We start from the raw sequence: 18,497 nt of genomic DNA, 5'->3' as shown, positions 1-18,497 counted from the left end.
CTTGTGAATCCATCTGCTGATTGCGACGATTGCTTCACGAGCAATCACGCCGTTCAGAACCGCGGCAATTCGGCAAAAGGCAGCTTGCCGCGCGACACGCGCATCCGGCCGTATTCGGCGCAGCGGTGCAGCGTGGGAATCGCCTTGCCGGGATTCAGGATTCCCGCCGGGTCGAAAGCTGCTTTCACCTGGAAGAACGCCTCGAGCTCCACGGGCGAGAATTGCACGCACATCTGGTTGATCTTTTCTACGCCCACGCCGTGCTCGCCGGTGACCGTACCGCCGAGCCGCACCGAAAGCTCCAGGATGTCGGCCCCGAACGCCTCGGCCCGCTCCCATTCGCCGGGCTGGTTCGCATCGAACAGGATCAAGGGGTGCAGATTGCCATCACCCGCGTGAAAGACGTTGAGACAGCGCAGCCCGTATTCGCGCTCCATCTCGGCGATCGCCTCCAGCATCTCGCCCAGGGCCTTGCGCGGAATCGTCCCATCCATGCAGTAGTAGTCGGGCGAGACGCGCCCGGCGGCCGGAAACGCCGCCTTGCGTCCGGCCCAGAAGCGCAGCCGCTCCTCCTCGTCGCGCGAGACGCGCCACTCGGTAGCCCCGCAGCGCTCGAGCACCGCGCCCATGCGCGCGATCTCTTCTTCCACTTCCTCGGGGGTACCGTCGGACTCGCACAGCAGCACCGCCGCGGCCTCGAGCGGATAGCCCGCATGGACGAAGTCCTCCGCGGCGATCGTCGCCCCCTGGTCCATCATCTCCAGCCCCGCGGGGATGATGCCCTCGGCGATGATCGCGGCCACCGCCTCGCCGGCGGCGCGCACCGAGTCGAAGGCGGCAAGGATGCAGCGCGCCGTCTGCGGTCGGGGCAGCAGTTTCACCGTGATCTCGGTGACCACCGCCAGCATTCCCTCCGAGCCGATCGCCAGCGCGAGCAGGTCGTAGCCCGGCGCATCCGGCGCGAGGCTGCCGAACACGACGGGCTCCCCCGCGGCGGTGTAGCCGCGTACGCGCAGCACGTTGTGCACCGTGAGACCGTACTTCAGGCAATGCACACCGCCGGAATTCTCGGCAACGTTGCCTCCCAGCGTGCAGGCGATCTGTGAGGACGGATCCGGCGCGTAATAGAGTCCGTAGGGCGCGGCCGCTTCCGAGATGGCGAGGTTGCGCACCCCCGGCTGCACCGTGGCGGTGCGCGCGAAGGGATCGAGGGCGAGGATGCGATTGAGCCGCGCGAGCGACAGCACCAGCCCCTGCGGATGCGGCAGCGCCCCGCCCGACAAGCCCGTACCCGCGCCGCGTGGCACGACCGGCACCCGCAGGCGATGGCACGTCTGCAGCAGCGCCACGACCTCCTCCTCGGTGCGCGGCAGGGCCACGGCCCAGGGCAACTCACGGAAGGCCGACAAGCCGTCGCATTCGTAGGCACGCAGCTCGGCTTCTTCGTGGATCAGACCGTCCGCAGGCAGGAGGCGGCGCAACTCGGCGACGAAGACTTCGCGCGTGACGGCGGGAGAAGGAGTATGGAGCGCAGTCTCAGCCATCGATGGGTTCCAAAGAAGAAGGTTCTTCAGGGGTTTCGCCTGCCGGACACAGCACCTCGGAGACTCGTTCCGCCGTTCCTTCCAAGTGACGCTCGGCCGCGCGCCGCGCCGCCGCCGGATCGCCCGCACGCACCGCTTCGAGGATATCGCGGTGCTCGGCATTGGCCGCGATCGGCCAATCGCGCACCCTACCCTCTTCACCCCAGAGCACGCGGTGGACCGCGGCGTTCTTCACGCCAAGATATTCCTGGAAGCGCTCGATCTCGGGGTTGTGCGTCGCCCGCGCGAGCGCCAGGTGGAATTCGTCGTCCCACTGCGCCCCGGTCATCCCCTCGGTAGGGGTGTGCGCTGCCTGCTGGGCCCAGTGATCCATGGCAGTCACCACCGCTTCGAGATGGCGCAGATCGGTCTCGGTGCGCCGTACCGCCGCCAGTTCGGCCACCCCCGTTTCGAACACCTTGCGCAGCTCGAGGATGTGGCGCAGTTCTTCGAGGACGGAAACCTCCTCGACGTTCTTCAGATGGAACCCCTTGCGACCGGGGCGATCGATCACGTAGGTGCCGGAGCCCTGACGTGCCATGACCACCCCTTCGGCCTTCAGATGAGCGATCGCCTCGCGTACCACCGCCCTACTCACCCCGAACCGTTCGCTCAAGGCATGTTCGGACGGCAAGCGGGCACCACGCGGATGATGACCGGCCAGGATGGACTGAACGAGCAAATGGGCGACTCGCTCACACTCCCTTATCATTTTTTTTCGTGTTCTCATGATCTTGGCCGCGTGAATGAATCGTTGCAGAATTTACACGCAAGCCGCGCCAGGATCAAGCGGCATGTTCGGGCGCGCGTTCGAGCAGAGGGCGCGCGATGGTCGCCAGCCCTCGTTGCAACATGGTTTCGAGCCGCTGGAGTTGCTGTTCGAGCCGCTCGCGCTCCGCATGCAGTTCGGCCAGCTGCGGCTCCAGGGATTCCGCCGCCTGATGTACCCGTACGATGCCGTTCATGCGCAGCTCGAGCTCGGTTTTCTTCTCTTTCAAGGCCGCCTCGAGCGGCAACAACGCCTGCCGGACCCAGGTGACCGTTTCGCGGTGCATCGCCGCCCAGCGATGTTGCACCTCGCTTCCGACCAAGGAGAGGAATCGTTCGATGACTCCCGACTTGGTATGCGCGAGCATGGTGCCCCAGCTGGCAAGCTGGCGTAAGGCCAAGGTACGCGCCGTCTCGAGCGACGCACGCGTGGCGGCGAAATCGAGCGGCGCCGGCGGCTGACAGACGATGCCGTGTTCCACTTCGAGCTGGCGCATCATGGTGGTGAGCATCTCGTGTATCTCCGCCACCTTGGCCTGAGCCCGGTCGATGAGGGCAAACACCCGTTCGAAAAACTGCTCGATGCGCTCCCTCAAGTCGGAAGAAAACGCCGCCATCTCCATCTGATGGCGCACGTCGGCCAGCTCGAAACGAAAGCGCGACGTCGCCACCGCGTCGAGCAACTCACGACAGAGTTTGACATAAACGGCGCGAGTGGCCTGATAACGGCGAAAGGCCGCATCGAATTCCTCTTTCTCCGTCTGGGCCTTGCGCAAGAGATACGCCACTCGGCTGCGGTTCTGGCCCCGAAGGGCGACCAGCTCCGACTCCTGTGTTCCCACGGCCGACAAGCGCTCGCGCAACATTCCCGCAGCCAACGAACCGATCTCGCGAAAGGCGGACTCCACCGCCTCGCGCGTGAGCGCCTGGCGTTTTCCGAGCAAATCCTGAGACAAGGCGTGTTCGAACGGTTCGATGCGGCTACGGCGCAGCAAGTCCCGTTCGCCATGGATGCGAGCGGCCAACGCCTTCTGCGCCGAGAGGGGAAAGACGTGCTCCGGGCGCACCGCCAGCATGCGCGCCACGGAGTCGACCTGGGCGGCGATCTCGCGCTCGATCTCCTCTTCACTGCGGATGCCGTCCCACAGCGAATCGATCTTGTTGAGCGCGATCAGACACCCTTCGTCGGGGTCGACGCGCGATTCGAGCACGTAATGGCGCCAGATCTTCATGTCGCTCTGGGTGACGCCCGTATCGGCGGCCAGCACGAAGACCACGGCGTGGGCCTGCGGCAAAAGCGAGAGCGTCAGTTCCGTTTCGGCGCCGATGGCATTCAACCCCGGCGTATCGAGAATCACCAGCCCGCGGGCGAGCAGCGGATGCGGATAGCGCACGATGGCATGGCGCCAGGCGGGCACTTCCACGAGGCCGTCTTCACCCGGCACCAAGCCGGCCTCGCCGCTGGGGTCGATGTGAAAACCCAAGAATTCTGCCTCGTCGACCGGGATACGCCGGGTCTCGCCCACGCGTTCGAGCGCCCGTTGGACGGAGGCGAGGTCTTCTGGAGTGTAGGACTGCACGCTCCAGCACTCGCGGCGACGTCGCGCCTCGTGCAGTGAAACGATCTCGCGGCGCGTGTCGATCGGTAGCAACAAGACTTCGGGACGCGCTCCCTCGTACCATTCGATCTCGGTGGGGCACATCGTCGTACGACCGCTGCGAGAGGGCAAGGCCCGTGCACCGAGCGAAGAAAAGACGAGTGCGTTGATCAGTTCCGACTTGCCCCGAGAAAATTCCGCCACGAACGCCAGGCGCAGGCGCTCACGGGCCGCCTCGAGCCGGCCAGCGAACGCTTCGTCCGCCACGCCCAGGGATTCCAGCGTGCGGGCAAGCGATTCCAGCGCCTCGAGCGCCTCTCGACGCCATTCGTCATAGGCCGTGAAATACCGTTCGAGACTCACCGCCGATCCCCAGGCATGGAAACACCATATAAGCTTACCATGCCCCTCATCCACTGCGTTGGCACGAGGGACAGAAAAAGGTACCCCGTCCTCCTTGTGTCACCCGGCGCACCGGCGTAGCGCAGCGCGGACACGGCTCCCCTTCGCGCCCATACACCGCGAGCCGGCCGCGATATTCGCCTCCCTTGCCCTCCACCGTGCGGTGATCGCGCAGGGTCGTGCCGCCGGCGGCGATCGCCGCCTCGAACACCGCGCGCAGCGCCGCGATCAGCCGCGCCCAATCGCCCTCGTCGAGCGACTCCGCCGGCCGACCCGGCGGGATACCGGCAAGAAAGAGCGCTTCGCAGGCGTAGATGTTGCCCGCCCCCACCACCACGTCGCCCGCGAGCAGCACTTCCTTGACCGCCCGCCGCCGTCCCTGCACCTTGGCGCGGGCCCAAGCCGGGGTGAGCCGCTCGTCCCACGGCTCGAGCCCCAGGCGCGCCTCCAGGGTCCGTTCGGCGGCTGCATCGAGTGGCTCGACGAGACCGAAACGCCGCGGGTCGGTATAGCGCAGCAAAGTTTCTGCGAAAAGAAAATCCAGGTGATCGTGCCGCCCCGGCGGCACGTCCGGCGCCACGAACGCGATCCGCCCGCTCATGCCCAGATGCACGAGCAGCGTCCCCCCGTCGAAGCGCCACAGCAGATACTTTCCCCGCCGCTCCACCCGCAGCAGCCGCCGCCCTACCCAGGAGGCGAGCAACGGCACCGGCCGGCGCAGGCGCGGCTCGCGCACCCGCACTTCCGTCAGGATTTTCCCGACGAGGCGCTCCTCCACGCCGCGGCGCACCGCCTCCACTTCGGGCAGTTCAGGCATCTCACCCCCCCAGATGCTGCAGGGCGAGCAACACGCCCATCCCCGCGAGGAAAGGCACCCACGGATTGCGCCAGCGAAGCACCACGAGCACCACCGCCGCGGCGGCAACGAGGCGCGGCGAGAGAAAATCCAATGGCTGTCCCGTCCCCCCCACCAGTTCCGGCGCGATCAGCGCACCCAGCGCCGCCGCTGGCGCGAAGCGCAGGAAGCGCTGCATGCCCGCCGGCAGACGCACCCGCTCGCCCGCGAGCAGGAACGCCCCCCGGGTGAGCCAGGTGGCAAAGAACATCAATGCGAAGATCCCATAGAGTCGCCACTCACCCATCATCGCTCCCGAGCAACGCCTTGCTGTCGCCGTTCGAAAAGATAGCCCGCCACCAAGCCGACGATCACGGCGGCGATCACCCCGGTACGCAGCGGCAAATCCCGCAGCAGCAAAGCCGACGCACCGGCAGCCAAAGCCGTGACCAGCATCACCCGTTCCCGGCACATGGGGACGAGCAGCACCAACAGGGCAATGGTTCCCATGAATCCCAGCGACCAGTGCTCCGGCACCCAACTCGCCCCCACGATCCCGACGAGCGAAGCGATCTGCCACGTCCCCCAGCACCACAGGCCGGCGCCGAGGAAACGCCCCCAACGTCGCTGGGCGTCCTGTTCCTGGAGCAGACCTGGTCCCTGGACGAGGAAGACCACATCCACGAGCAGGTAACTACCCAAGGCGCGGCGCGCCCAAGGTTGATCGTGGAACGCCGGAGCCATCGCCGCGCTGTAGATGACGAAACGCAGGTTCAAGATCGCCGCGGTGGCCAGGATCAGCCACACCGGAGCCTCGCTCACGAGCAGCGGCAAAGTGCCCAGCTGGGCGGTCGCCGCGAAAACGAGCACGTTCATCGCCAAGGATTCGCCGATCGAGAGGCCGCTGGCGCGCATGGCGATGCCCGTGGCGATCGCCCAAGGCACCAGCCCGAGGGAAAAGGCCAGAATTTCACGGACCCCTTCGCGCAGACCCATTCGGAGCGTGGACATCACCCTCTCCTCGAGGTGCCCGGCGAACGCCGCCCACCGGAGCCAACCCGCCCCCCCGGTGCATCCTGCCACGGCACCAGCTGATCCGGCCGATTCCCGATCAGATCGCGCCGCCCCATCTTCAGCAACGCCTCGCGAATGAGGGGCCAGTTGGCCGGATCGTGCCAGCGCAGCAGCGCCTTGTGCAGCCGCCGACGCCGCCCCTCGCGCACCACCTCCACCGTCTCGCCGCGCGCGAGCGGCCGCAGCGGATTGCGCCCGCTGTGATACATCGCCGTGGCGAGCGCCATCGGCGTGGGCAGAAAAGTCTGCACCTGATCGGGGCGAAAACCGTTCTTCTTCAGCCACAGCGCCAGGGCCACCATATCCTCGTCGGTGGTCCCCGGATGCGCGGCGATGAAGTACGGAATCAGCTGCTGGTTCTTGCCCGCCTCGCGCGAGAATCGCTCGAAGAGGGCGCGGAACTGCTCGAACGCCTCCACGCCCGGCTTCATCATCTTGGAGAGCGGCCCCGGCTCGGTGTGCTCCGGTGCGATCTTCAGTCGCCCGCTCACGTGGTGGGTGACGAGCTCGCGCACGTACTCGGGCGAGCGCACCGCCAGATCGTAGCGCACGCCCGAACCGATGGTGATGCGTTTCACCCCCGGCACCTGCCGCGCGCGGCGATAGAGCCGGATGAGCGGCGCATGGTCGGTATCCAGGTTCGGACAGATGCCGGGATAGACGCAGGACAGGCGCCGGCAATGGCGCTCGATCGCGGGGTCCTTGCAGCGCATGCGGTACATGTTCGCCGTCGGCCCGCCCAGGTCGGTCACGTGCCCGGCAAAGCCCGGCGTGCGGTCGCGGATCGCCTCGATCTCGCGCAGGACGGAGTCTTCCGAACGGCTCTGGATGATGCGCCCCTCGTGCTCGGTGATGGAGCAGAACGTGCAGCCGCCGAAACAGCCGCGCATGATGCTCACCGAGAACTTGATCATCTCCCAGGCGGGGATGTGCGCCTGCCCATAACTCGGGTGGGGTCGCCGTGCATAGGGCAAGCCGTAGATGAAATCCATCTCGGCGGTGGATAGCGGCAGCGGCGGCGGATTGACCCACACCTCGCGCGCCCCCGGCCCTTCGCCGTGGCGCTGCACCAGGGCGCGGGCGTTGCCCGGGTTCGACTCCAGGTGCATCACCCGCGAGGCGTGCGCATAATGGAGGGGATCATCGCGCACCGACTCGAACGAAGGCAGACGCACCACCTCGCGGCTACGGTCGCGTTTCGCCCCCACGGGCTCTGGCGCATCGGAAGGCTGCGGCACGGGCGACACGGGGCGCGGCGCATAAGGGTCGGGCGGCGGCAGAGGCCGGCCGGGCGCCTCGATCTCGCTCGCGTCGATCTCGCGCCAATCCGCCTGCGGTTTCCAACCCGGCGGCACCGCGAACACCGTGCCGCGCAGATCGCGGATCGAACCAATGGGCTCGCCCGCATCGAGCCGACGCGTGAGCGCGAGCAGCGCCCGCTCCGCGTTGCCATAGAGGAGGAGGTCGGCCTTGGCGTCGAGCAACACCGAGCGGCGCACTTTCTCCGACCAATAATCGTAATGCGCCAGCCGTCGCAGGCTCGCCTCGATCCCCCCCAGCACCACCGGCACGCCGGGAAACGCCTCGCGCACCCGCTGCGCGTAGACGATCACCGCCCGGTCCGGGCGCTTGCCCGCCACCCCGCCCGGCGTATAGGCATCGTCCGAACGGATGCGCCGCTCAGAGGTATAGCGGTTGACCATGGAATCCATGTTACCGGCGGTGATGCCGAAATAAAGGCGCGGGCGCCCCAACGCCTTGAACGGCTCGGCGCTGTGCCAATCTGGCTGGCTGAGGATACCCACGCGGTAGCCGTGCGCCTCCAGGAGACGCGCGAGCAGCGCCATGCCGAAACTCGGATGGTCGATGTACGCGTCCCCCGTCACCAGGATCACGTCGCACGCGTCCCACCCCAGCCGCTCCATCTCCGCGCGCGTCATCGGGAAGAACGGCACCGGCGCCCGGGCGCTCGCCGGCGCGATGATCGTCTCTCCGTTCCAAACTTCCGTCTGCCGCATCGTTCCTCATCCTTCGCCCGCCTTGCCGGGCCCATCGATTCTCATTATCCTACGCAAAGAACTTTTCTGGAGCGAGCTGCCCATGTCCTCTCCCCCTGGTCGCGCCGGCACCGTCGGTCTCTTCGCCACCTGCCTGATGAACGCGATGCGGCCCAACATCGGCTTCGCCGCCGCGCGGCTCCTCGAAGACGCCGGCTGGCGGGTCGAAGTTCCGCGCGAGCAGACCTGTTGCGGCCAGCCTGCCTACAACGGGGGCGACGAAGACGCCGCCCGGGCGCTCGCCCGCCGCACCATTGCCCAGTTCGAGGCCTTCGACGCCCTCGTGGCTCCCTCCGGCTCGTGCCTTGCCACCCTCAAGTACGACTACCCCCGGCTGCTACGCGACGACCCGCTCTGGGCCGGCCGCGCCCAGGCGCTCGCCGACAAATCCTGGGAGATCCTCACTTTTCTCCACGAACGGGTCGGCGTCGAGCACATCCGCAGCCGATTCCCCCATCGCGTCGTCTACCACGACAGCTGCTCGGGGCTGCGCCAGCTCGGCATCCGCGAGGCGCCACGCGCGCTCCTTGCCCGCGTCGAGGGGCTGCAACTCGTCGAGGCCGAAGAGCGCGAAGTCTGCTGCGGCTTCGGCGGCACCTTCAGCGTCAAATACCCCGCCCTCTCCGAGCGCCTGGCCGAGAACAAGGTGCAACGGCTCCTTGCCACTCGCGCGGAGGTCGTGCTCGGCGGCGACCTCGGCTGCCTCCTGCACCTCGCCGGTCGGCTTTCCCGCATCTGCGCCCCGGTGCGCGTCTATCACACGGTCGAAGTGCTCGCCGGCCTGGCCGATGGCCCCGGCATCGGCCAGGCCTGAACGGAGCGACCCCATGCAGATCCGTACCCGTGAATTCGTCCCCCGCGCCACCTTCGCGCTGCACGACCCCAACCTGCAGCGCGCGCTCGCCAAAGCCGCCGACGGGTTCATCGGCAAGCGCGCCAAGGCCATCGCCGAAGTCCCCGAGTTCGAGGCCCTGCGCGAAGCCGCCAGCGCCCGCAAGGACGAGATCCTCTCCGAGCTCGACCTCTGGCTCGAACGCTTCGAAGCGCGCGTACGCGCCGTGGGCGGCCAGGTCCACTGGGCGCGCGACGCCGAAGAAGCCCGCGCCATCGTGCTCGCCCTGTGCCGGCGCGCCGGTGCCAAGACGGTGGCCAAGGGCAAATCCATGGTCTCCGAAGAGATCGGACTCAACGAAGCGCTCGCTGCCGACGGGCTCGAAGTGATCGAAACCGATCTGGGGGAATACATCGTGCAGCTCGCCAAGGAACCCCCCTCGCACATCATCGCCCCGGCCGTACACAAGACCAAGGAACAGGTCGCCGAACTCTTCGCCGAACACCACGGCGGCCCGCCGAAGACTACCGTCCCCGAGCTCGTCACCGAGGCGCGACTGCAGCTGCGGCGCAAGTTCTTCCGCACCGACGTCGGCATCACCGGCGCGAACTTCCTCATCGCCGAGACCGGCGCCTCCGTCATCGTCACCAACGAGGGCAACGGCGACCTCACGCAGTCGCTCGCCCGCGTGCACATCGTCACCGCCGGCATCGAAAAAGTCGTCCCCACCCTGGAAGACGCCACCCTCTTCCTGCGGCTGCTCGCGCGCAGCGCCACCGGCCAGGACAGCGAAACCTACACCACCTATTCCATGGGCCCGCGCCGCGCCGACGATCCCGACGGAGCGCAGGAATACCACGTCGTGCTCGTCGACAACGGCCGCAGCCGCATGCTCGGCGGCCCCTGGCGCCCCATGCTGCGCTGCATCCGCTGCGGCGCCTGCATGAACCACTGCCCCGTCTATGGCGCCATCGGCGGGCACGCCTACGGCTGGGTCTACCCCGGCCCCATGGGCTCGGTGCTCACGCCGCTCTTCGTCGGGCTCGACACCGCCTACGACCTCCCCAACGCCTGCACCCTCAATGGCCGCTGCGGCGAAGTCTGTCCGGTGAAAATCCCCCTGCCCGAACTCATCCGCGAAGTACGCCACGCCCAGCAGCGCGACGGCCTGCACCCCCCGGCGGAGCAGCGCGTCAAGGCCCTGTGGCGGCGCGTCGCCGAACGCCCCGCCCTCTACCACGGGCTCGAACGCCTCGCCGTGCGGCTGCTCGCCACCCTCGGACCCAAAGGACGCATCCGCCGCCTGGCGGGGCTCCACGCCTGGACGGACGCGCGCGACCTCCCCGCCCCCGCTGGCCGTACCTTCCTCGAACTCTGGCACGCCAAAGGCCGCGACGAATGAACGAACCCGATCCCCTCGACCCCGCCCTCGCCGCCCGACGCCGCGACACCGTGCTCGGCGCGATTCGCCGCAACCTCGGCCGTGACGCCGCCCCGCCCGCGCCCGAATTCCCCTTGCCCCCGGTGCACCCGCGCATTGCCGTGCCCGACGAAGATCTGGTCGAACGCTGGCGCCGGCGCTGGGAAGCCCGCGGCGGCACCAGCGCCCTCGTGCCCACGAAAGCATCCGCGGTCGAGCACCTCGTCGCTTGGTGCCGCGAACACGACCTCCCTCCCCCCACCCACGCCGCCCGGCCCCTGCTCGAACTCCCCTGGCCCGCCGACTGGTCCCTCGACCCCGGCCCCGCCGGCATCGACACCCAGAGCGCCGTGAGCCTCGCGTTTGCCGGCATTGCCGAAGTCGGCAACCTCGCCTTCCTCTCCGGCCCGGAAAGCCCCGTCACCCACCTCTTCGTGCCCGACAACCACTTCATCCTACTCGACGCTGCCACCATCGTGCGCCACTTCGAAGACCTCTGGCAGCGCCTGCGCCACCACCTCGCTCCCGCTGGCGGCGACTGGCGCGAGCGGCTGCCGCGCACCATCAACTTCGTCGCCGGCCCCTCCCGCACGGGCGACGTCGAACAGACGATCCAGCTCGGCGCGCATGGACCGAGACGGGTGCATGTGGTGATTTTTTCAGAATGACGGTGCCCGGATGCCGACCGTATTGCGCCAAGGCTCTTTGAGGATCGTCATCTATACGAACGATCACCGTCCAGCCCATGTCCATATAATTGACAGCGGGCGAGAAGCGACTTTCGACCTGCACTGCCCCGACGGTCCGCCAGAACTTCGGCTCACCTTCGGATTCGATCGACAGTCACTCAACCGAATCCGGAAAATGCTGGCCGACCGGCTGGCTACACTCTGCCACCAATGGAGGCAAATTCATGGAGATTACTGAAGAATCTTTCATTCAGGCCCAGCAAAGGATGGAGGAATTGCGGCAACGCGGCCATGCGCTCTCGGCGCACTATGACCCTACAAAAAACCGCATCGTCATTGGTCTCAATACGGGCGTGGAAATTTCTTTTCCTCCGGACCGCGTTCCCGGATTGGGCGATGCCACGGCAGAAGAGCTTGCCGCCATCGAAATCAGCCCCTCTGGACTGGGGCTGCATTGGCCACGACGCGATGTCGATCTCTTTCTTCCCGCCGTGTTGCAAGGTGAATTCAGTTCGCGGACTGCCCTGATTCATGGCTGAAACGGAGCACTAGGTTGCAGAATCCGTGAACGTTTGCCCTCGTCTTTTACTACCCCGACAATGGAGTCCCCCATGACCGATCAAGCCTACACCCCGCCGCGCGTCTGGAAGTGGGAACAACCCAGCGGCGGACGATTCGCCAGCATCAACCGCCCCGTGGCCGGCCCCACGCACGAAGCCGAGCTGCCCGTGGGCAAGCACCCCCACCAGCTCTACTCGCTCGGCACGCCCAACGGCCAAAAAGTCACCATCCTCTTCGAAGAGCTGCTCGAAGCCGGTCATGCCGACGCCGAATACGACGCCTGGCCCATCGACATCATGAAAGGCGAGCAATTCTCGACCGGGTTCGTCGCCATCAACCCCAACTCCAAGATTCCGGCCCTGCTCGACCGCAGCACCAATCCCCCGACGCGGGTGTTCGAATCCGGCGCCATCCTGGTCTATCTAGCGGAAAAATTCGGCCAATTCCTCCCCGCCTCGGGTGCTCCGCGGGCCGAGTGCCTCTCCTGGCTCTTCTGGCAAGTGGGTTCCGCCCCCTACCTGGGCGGAGGCTTCGGGCACTTCTACGCCTACGCGCCCATCAAGCTGCAATACCCCATCGACCGCTTCGCCATGGAAGTCAAGCGCCAGCTCGACGTGCTCGACCGCAACCTCGCCCAACGCCGCTTCATGATCGGCGACGAATACACCATCGCCGACATGGCCATCTGGCCCTGGTACGGCGGCCTCATCCTGGAAAACCTCTACGACGCCGCCGAGTTCCTGCAAGTCCACAGTTACGCAAACGTCGTGCGCTGGGCGAACGACATCGCCGCGCGCCCCGCCGTCCAGCGCGGCCGACGCGTCAACCGCATCCGCGGACCGGAAGAACTGCGCCTGCCCGAGCGGCATGGACCGGAAGATTTCCTCGTTTCCTGAGCGCTTGCGGCAAGACGAACCTTGACAAGGGACTGCGGGCCGACTTTAATAACTGTTGTTAGTCATCAGGAGACACCGCAATGCCGACCAGTGTGGCACTCGGCCCCCATTTCGAGGCCTTCATCCGCCAGCAGGTGGAGTCTGGCCGTTTCAACAACGCCAGCGAAGTAGTGCGCGCCGGACTGCGCCTGCTCGAAGAGCACGAAGCCGAACGAGCGGCCAAGCTGCAAGCCCTGCGCGAAGCCGTGGCGGTGGGTCTGGCCAGCGGACCGGATCTTTCGGAGGAAGAGGTGTTCGACCGGCTGGAAGCGAAGTATCTCGCCATGGCTGAAGCGGCCGAAAGAACCTGATTGGCACGGCTCATCTTTCTGCCGCAGGCCGAAGCGGATCTCGAAGCCATCGGTGACTACATCGCCCGGCAGAACCCACGCCGGGCGGTGAGTTTCGTGTGCGAATTGCGTGCGCAGTGCCGCAAGATCGCGCAAGCCCCCAAAGCCTATCGCCCACGGCCAGAGCTCGGCCCGGGCCTCCACTCATGCGCCTACGGCAACTACCTCGTGCTGTTTTTTGAAGAGCCTGGCCTGGTGCGGATCGTGCGGGTGCTGCACGGCGCCATGGACATCGACGCACAGTTCGCCGAAAAAATTTCAACGGCAACGCGACGCCTGCCGGGTTTCCCCCTCCACGAAATGAGCGCCCATGCCAACATTGAACTGGATCGGCAAAGAAGCCGTCGTCAAACACCACCGGGACGTTCCTTTTCGCCTGCTCGAGCCGGTCGCTGATCTCTCCTGCGGCCCGGCCGATTCGGGCAACCTGATCGTGCAGGGCGACAACCTGCACGCCCTCAAAGCCCTGCTGCCGCGCTACGCCGGTCAGGTGAAGTGCATCTACATCGACCCGCCCTATAACACCGGTAACGAGGGCTGGGTGTACAACGACAACGTCAACAGCCCGGAGATTCGCAAGTGGCTGGGCGAGGTGGTCGGCAAGGAAGGCGAGACCCTCGACCGCCACGACCGCTGGCTGTGCATGATGTACCCGCGCCTCGTGCTCTTGAGGCAGTTCCTGCGTGAAGACGGCGCGATTTTCGTGTCGATCGACGACAACGAGGTGGCGACGCTGCGGTTGTTGATGGATGAGGTGTTCGGGGCGAGGAATTTCGTGGCTACAGTTATTTGGCAAAAGGTATTTGCACCGAAGAACAGTGCGCGCCACCTTTCTGAAGATCACGACTATATCGTTGTTTATGCGGCAAATGCAGATAAATGGCAGCCAAATCTCATACCTCGTGCCGAAGAGGCAAAAGCACGGTACAAAAATCCCGACAATGATCCACGTGGCCCGTGGACGTCTGGCGATTTACAGGCGCGCAACTATTACAGCGAAGGCACGTATGCAGTAACGTGCCCTTCTGGCCGTGTTATTCCCGGCCCCGGCCGTGGAATGTATTGGCGCGTATCCAAAGAAAAATTCGCGGAACTTGATCGTGATCGGCGTATTTGGTGGGGCGAGGATGGAAACAATATGCCAAGGCTCAAGCGGTTTCTGTCCGATGTCAAAGAAGGGGTCGTGCCACAGACGCTTTGGTTTTATAAAGACGTAGGCCATACACAGGAAGCCAAGAAAGAATTGCTCGAACTGGTCGATTTCGCCTCCAGCGACGACGTGTTCATTACCCCCAAACCTACCCGCCTGATTCAGCGCATCCTGCAAATCGCCACCGACAAGGATTCACTCGTCCTCGACAGTTTCGCCGGCTCCGGCACCACGGCCCACGCGGTTCTGAAACAAAACGCCGAGGACGGCGGTAAGCGCCGTTTCATCCTGGTCGAGATGGACCCGGGCATCGCGCAAAACGTCACCGCCGAGCGCGTGCGCCGGGTGGCGCAGGGCTACACCAATGCCAAGGGGCAGGCGGTGGCAGGGTTGGGCGGCGGATTCCAGTTCTGCCGCCTCTGCCCCGAGCCCTTGTTCGACGCCGACGGCCAAATCCGCGGCGACGTGACCTTTGCCCAGCTCGCCGAATTCGTCTGGTTCGTGGAAACCGGCACGGGCTTTAGCGGCACAGCCGACTCGCCGCTCCTGGGCATCTTTGAGGGCCGGGCCATTTATCTCCTCTACAACGGCATTCTCAAGGACAAATCGGCGGACGGCGGCAACGTGCTCACCAGCGCCGTGTTCGAGGCGCTGCCGCCCTTCGCCGGCCCAAAAGTGATCTACGCCGCCGCCTGCCGCCTGGGCAACGCACGGCTGGCGCGCGAGGGCATCATCTTCAAGCAAACGCCCTACGCGCTGGAGGTGTGAGCCATGCAGGCGCGCAAGGTCATCATCATTGCCGGGCCAAACGGCGCGGGCAAAACCACGTTTGCGCGCGAATTCTTGCCCAACGAGGCCGGCTGCCCGGTGTTTGTGAACGCCGACCTGATCGCCGCCGGACTCGCGCCCTTTGCGCCCGAGACGGCGGCCGTACAGGCCGGCCGCCTGATGTTGCAGGAACTCGCGCGGCACTTCGCGGCTCGCGAGAGTTTCGCGTTCGAGACCACGCTCGCCGGGCGCGGCTACGTACACCACATCCGCGACTGGCAGGCGGCTGGCTACCGGGTCAAGCTGATTTTTCTGCAGCTCGACAGCCCCGAGGAAGCCATAGCCCGTGTCGCGCAGCGCGTCCGTCAAGGCGGACACGCCATTCCCGAGACGACGATCCGCCGCCGCTTTGCGGCCGGCCGGGAAAATTTCGAGCGCCTGTACGCCCCGCTGGTGGACGCTTGGGCGCTGTATGACAACGCCGGTGCCACGCCGGTGCTGCTCGACTGGAGCGAAAAGCCATGAATCCACGACCGATCGAAACCGCGCTGGATGAGGACTTGCGCCTGTCACGTCAGGCCATGCAACGCGCTGCCGCGCGTGCCTGGGAAATCGCGGCCCGCACCGGTACGGCCATCATCATCCGCCGTGCTGGCGTGATCGAGGCGGTACGGCCGGCGGAGCTCGATCCGCTGCAGCGCCAGCAGGCACCGCACGCGCCCGACGCAGGAAAGCCATGACCCCCTTCACCCCCAAAACCTACCAGCAGCAGGTGCTGGACAGCGTGCAGGCCTACTTCACGGCGTGCCATGAGCTGCCTTCGCCTTCGCTCGCCTTCACCGCCACCACCGAACGCCTGTGGGGGCGCGGTAATCCGTACCATGCGCTCGTGGGCTTTCCGGCGGACATGCCGTATTTCTGCCTGCGCGTGCCGACCGGCGGCGGCAAGACCTGGCTCGCAGCAAAAAGCGTGCAACTCGTCAATACCCATCTCTTGCGCTCCCAGTACAGCGTGATTCTGTGGCTGGTGCCGAGCAAACCCATCCGCGAGCAGACCCTCAAGGCGCTGAAGGATCGTGCGCATCCCTATCACGCCGCGCTGCGCGAGGCGGGGCCGGTGACGGTGCTCGATCTGGAAGAAGCCAAGAGCGTGACGCGCGCCACGCTGGACACGTCCACCACGGTGATCGTCGCCACGCGCCAAGCCTTTCAGGTGGAGGACGAGGAATGCCGCAAGGTGTATCAGTCAAGCGGCGCGCTGATGCACCACTTCGACAATCTTGTGCCCAGCCAGCGCGATGCCCTGCTCTCCGAGGGCGAGGGCAGCGAGCGCACCGTGCCCTATTCGCTCGCCAACGTGCTGCGCCTGCGCCGGCCGTTCGTGATCGTGGACGAGGCGCACAACAGCCGCACGGAGCTCGCCTTCGACATGCTGGCGCGCTTTCGCCCGAGCGGCGTGATGGAGCTCACCGCCACGCCCGATCTCACGCGCACGCCGAGCAACGTGTTGCACAGCGTCTCGGCGGCGGAATTGAAAGCGGAGGAAATGATCAAGTTGCCGGTGTTGCTCGAAACCGAGCCGAACTGGCAGCAGTGCCTCGCCGATGCGCTCACCCGGCGCGAGACGCTGCACCGGCTGGCGGAGGAAGCCCGCCGCGCTGGCGCGCCCTACCTGCGCCCGGTGGTGCTGATTCAGGCCGAAGCTCGCCGCGCCGGGGTGGAAACGCTCGATGTGGCGCGGGTAAAAAACGAGCTGATCACCAACCACGGCATTCCGCCCGAGGAGATCGTCGTGGCCACGGGTGAGGAAAAGGGGTTGGAAAGCATCGACGCCTCGTACCCCAAAGGGATTGCCGACCCCGCCTGTCCGGTGAAATTCGTCATCACCCAGAAGGCGCTCGCCGAGGGTTGGGATTGCCCGTTTGCCTACATTCTGGTGAGCATGGCCGAGCTGAAATCGGCCACGGCGGTGGAACAGCTGCTGGGGCGCATCCTGCGCCAGCCGAACGCGCGCCACTTTGCCAACCAGCGCCTCAATCAATCCTACGCATTCGTGGTGTCGCGCAACTTTGCCGAAACAGCGGCCGCGCTGCGCGACCGGCTGGTGGCCGGGGCCGGCTTCGAGCGGCGCGAGGTGGCCGAATTCGTGGCTGCGGCTTTGCCGGAGCAGGCGCGTCTCGACCTGGAAGCTCACGCCGGGCGTGTGGTGGTGCGGCCGGTGGCGGTGACGCTGCCGGAAAAGCCCGACCTCAAAAGCGTGCCGAAACCGGTGCGCGACAAACTGAGCTGGGACAGTGCGCTCAACACCCTGACCCTGCACGCGCCGCTCTCGGAAGATGAAACCGAAGCGCTCAAGGCATCGGTCACTTCCGCAACGGCAGCCGCGGCCATTGAGGAAGCTGCCGAAAAGAGCCGCACGACGGCGATCGAGTTTTTTCAGACACCGGCCGAACAGGGTGAGCGCTTTCGCGTGCCGCAGCTGGCCTTGCGCGTGCAGGGCAAGTTGCAGCTCTTCGACGATCCGGAAGTGCTCGAATATCCGTGGAACCTCTCGCTCTACGACGCCGAACCGACGGCCGGCGAACTCGCAGCCTTGGGTGCGGCGCTCAAGGTGGCCGAGGGCGGCGAAATCGACGTCGACGCGGGTGGTCACGTGGTGTCGCGTTTCCTGCCCGAATTGCAGCGCGACTTGGGTCTCGTGTATCCACCCGAACACTGGGACGAAGTACGCCTCGCCACCTGGTTGTGCCGCAACCTGCCCGAACCGTCGCTGACCCATGAGAACAAGCAGGCGTTCGTCGCCGCGTGGCTCACGGCCTTGCTGCGCCGGGACGGCTTCACGCTGGCGCGCGTCAACCTGCAGAAGTTCCTGATCCGCAATCTGATCGAAGCGCGTATTCGGGAACTGCGCAAACAGGCTGTCGGCAAGGCGTACCAGCAGACCTTATTCGGTGACGATGCGGCCTCGCGCGTGGCAGTGAGCGACCAATACGTCTTCGAGTTTCACGCCCTGGCTTATGCGCCCAGTCGCGACTACGACGGACGATTCGGGCATTTCGACTTCCGCAAGCACTTCTACGGCCGCATCGGCGACTTCGACAGCAAAGAGGAGTTCGAATGTGCCTGCCAATTGGACATATGGGCACAGCAGGGCCGCATCAAGTTCTGGGTGCGCAATCTCGTGCGCCGCGAAGGCTGCTCCTTCTTCCTGCAGAAAGCCGACGGCCGCTTCTACCCGGATTTCCTGTGCCAGTTACCAGATGTGGCAGGTCAGCCCGGGCCGATTCTCGCGGTTGAATACAAGGGTGCGGATCGTTGGAACGGGGCCGAGAATGACCGCCTGATCGGCGGCCTGTGGGCGAATCTTTCTGAAGGGCGCTGCCGATTCGTGATGGTCACGGATAGGCGATGGGATTGGATTGAGGCGCAGCTGAACCGTTTGCCGGTTCCGCAGCGCTGAGTCCGTGACGTCACC

At 65.9% G+C, this 18,497-nt stretch carries 19 protein-coding genes; 12 read left to right on the top strand and 7 right to left on the bottom strand.

Annotation, left to right across the window (positions count from 1 at the left end; all coding sequences use genetic code 11):
• Nucleotides 1–53: 53 nt before the first annotated feature.
• The 7 genes from GV368_RS00940 to GV368_RS00910 form a co-directional block, all read right to left on the bottom strand.
• A complete protein-coding gene (locus GV368_RS00940) occupies nt 54–1,544 on the bottom strand; it encodes an FAD-linked oxidase C-terminal domain-containing protein (RefSeq protein ID WP_142809967.1) in 1,491 nt (496 codons plus the stop codon).
• A complete protein-coding gene (locus GV368_RS00935) occupies nt 1,537–2,295 on the bottom strand; it encodes a FadR/GntR family transcriptional regulator (protein WP_185957715.1) in 759 nt (252 codons plus the stop codon). The genes GV368_RS00940 and GV368_RS00935 overlap by 8 nt, the downstream gene beginning before the upstream one ends.
• A 73-nt stretch (nt 2,296–2,368) precedes the next feature.
• A complete protein-coding gene (locus GV368_RS00930; protein WP_169114687.1) occupies nt 2,369–4,312 on the bottom strand; it encodes a dynamin family protein in 1,944 nt (647 codons plus the stop codon).
• A gap of 46 nt (nt 4,313–4,358) precedes the next feature.
• Nucleotides 4,359–5,168, bottom strand: a complete 810-nt coding sequence (mutM, locus tag GV368_RS00925) for a bifunctional DNA-formamidopyrimidine glycosylase/DNA-(apurinic or apyrimidinic site) lyase (protein ID WP_169114685.1) — start codon at nt 5,166–5,168, stop codon at nt 4,359–4,361.
• 1 nt (nt 5,169) lies between these two features.
• Nucleotides 5,170–5,496 (bottom strand): AzlD domain-containing protein, encoded by a 327-nt coding sequence (locus GV368_RS00920; protein ID WP_142804851.1) that lies wholly within the window; start codon nt 5,494–5,496, stop codon nt 5,170–5,172.
• The gene (locus tag GV368_RS00915; protein WP_194240852.1) at nt 5,493–6,197 is read right to left on the bottom strand and encodes an AzlC family ABC transporter permease; all 705 of its coding nucleotides are present in this window, start codon (nt 6,195–6,197) and stop codon (nt 5,493–5,495) included. The genes GV368_RS00920 and GV368_RS00915 overlap by 4 nt, the downstream gene beginning before the upstream one ends.
• Entirely contained in the window at nt 6,197–8,200 is a 2,004-nt protein-coding gene (locus GV368_RS00910) for a YgiQ family radical SAM protein (RefSeq protein ID WP_169114979.1), read from the bottom strand. Before GV368_RS00910 ends, GV368_RS00915 begins: the two co-directional genes overlap by 1 nt.
• A gap of 160 nt (nt 8,201–8,360) precedes the next feature.
• Here GV368_RS00910 and GV368_RS00905 point away from each other — a divergent pair, with 160 nt between their 5' ends.
• The 12 genes from GV368_RS00905 to GV368_RS00850 all read left to right on the top strand — a co-directional run bounded on the left by GV368_RS00905 (nt 8,361) and on the right by GV368_RS00850 (nt 18,482).
• Nucleotides 8,361–9,131, top strand: a complete 771-nt coding sequence (locus GV368_RS00905) for a (Fe-S)-binding protein (protein ID WP_142804849.1) — start codon at nt 8,361–8,363, stop codon at nt 9,129–9,131.
• A gap of 13 nt (nt 9,132–9,144) precedes the next feature.
• Complete coding sequence (locus GV368_RS00900) at nt 9,145–10,551, top strand: LutB/LldF family L-lactate oxidation iron-sulfur protein (protein ID WP_169114681.1); 1,407 nt, start codon at nt 9,145–9,147, stop codon at nt 10,549–10,551.
• Nucleotides 10,548–11,237: a LutC/YkgG family protein gene (locus GV368_RS00895; protein WP_169114679.1), complete on the top strand. Its 690-nt coding sequence runs from the start codon at nt 10,548–10,550 to the stop codon at nt 11,235–11,237. The genes GV368_RS00900 and GV368_RS00895 overlap by 4 nt, the downstream gene beginning before the upstream one ends.
• Nucleotides 11,238–11,247: 10 nt before the next feature.
• Complete coding sequence (locus GV368_RS11685) at nt 11,248–11,496, top strand: DUF4160 domain-containing protein (protein ID WP_142809953.1); 249 nt, start codon at nt 11,248–11,250, stop codon at nt 11,494–11,496.
• Nucleotides 11,483–11,797 (top strand): DUF2442 domain-containing protein, encoded by a 315-nt coding sequence (locus tag GV368_RS00885; protein WP_169114677.1) that lies wholly within the window; start codon nt 11,483–11,485, stop codon nt 11,795–11,797. The genes GV368_RS11685 and GV368_RS00885 overlap by 14 nt, the downstream gene beginning before the upstream one ends.
• Nucleotides 11,798–11,869: 72 nt before the next feature.
• Nucleotides 11,870–12,715, top strand: coding sequence for a glutathione-dependent disulfide-bond oxidoreductase (gene yghU / locus GV368_RS00880; protein WP_169114675.1), 846 nt, complete (start codon nt 11,870–11,872; stop codon nt 12,713–12,715).
• 80 nt (nt 12,716–12,795) lie between these two features.
• Nucleotides 12,796–13,065, top strand: a complete 270-nt coding sequence (locus GV368_RS00875) for a type II toxin-antitoxin system ParD family antitoxin (protein ID WP_169114673.1) — start codon at nt 12,796–12,798, stop codon at nt 13,063–13,065.
• A complete protein-coding gene (locus tag GV368_RS00870; protein ID WP_169114671.1) occupies nt 13,066–13,500 on the top strand; it encodes a type II toxin-antitoxin system RelE/ParE family toxin in 435 nt (144 codons plus the stop codon). It begins immediately after the preceding gene.
• Nucleotides 13,415–15,022 carry a site-specific DNA-methyltransferase gene (locus GV368_RS00865; RefSeq protein ID WP_169114669.1) on the top strand — a complete coding sequence of 536 codons (1,608 nt, stop codon included), beginning with the start codon at nt 13,415–13,417 and terminating at the stop codon, nt 15,020–15,022. Before GV368_RS00870 ends, GV368_RS00865 begins: the two co-directional genes overlap by 86 nt.
• Nucleotides 15,023–15,025: 3 nt before the next feature.
• Nucleotides 15,026–15,547 (top strand): zeta toxin family protein, encoded by a 522-nt coding sequence (locus tag GV368_RS00860; RefSeq protein WP_169114667.1) that lies wholly within the window; start codon nt 15,026–15,028, stop codon nt 15,545–15,547.
• A complete protein-coding gene (locus tag GV368_RS00855) occupies nt 15,544–15,762 on the top strand; it encodes a hypothetical protein (RefSeq protein WP_169114665.1) in 219 nt (72 codons plus the stop codon). The genes GV368_RS00860 and GV368_RS00855 overlap by 4 nt, the downstream gene beginning before the upstream one ends.
• Nucleotides 15,759–18,482, top strand: a complete 2,724-nt coding sequence (locus tag GV368_RS00850; RefSeq protein WP_169114663.1) for a DEAD/DEAH box helicase — start codon at nt 15,759–15,761, stop codon at nt 18,480–18,482. Before GV368_RS00855 ends, GV368_RS00850 begins: the two co-directional genes overlap by 4 nt.
• Nucleotides 18,483–18,497 lie beyond the last annotated feature (15 nt).

It is taken from the genome of Tepidiphilus baoligensis (genome assembly GCF_012911495.1).
GTDB classification, from domain to species: Bacteria; Pseudomonadota; Gammaproteobacteria; order Burkholderiales; family Rhodocyclaceae; genus Tepidiphilus; species Tepidiphilus olei.
The sequence above is the reverse complement of the archived record's forward strand: the minus strand, read 5'-3'. Positions and strand labels throughout refer to the sequence as shown.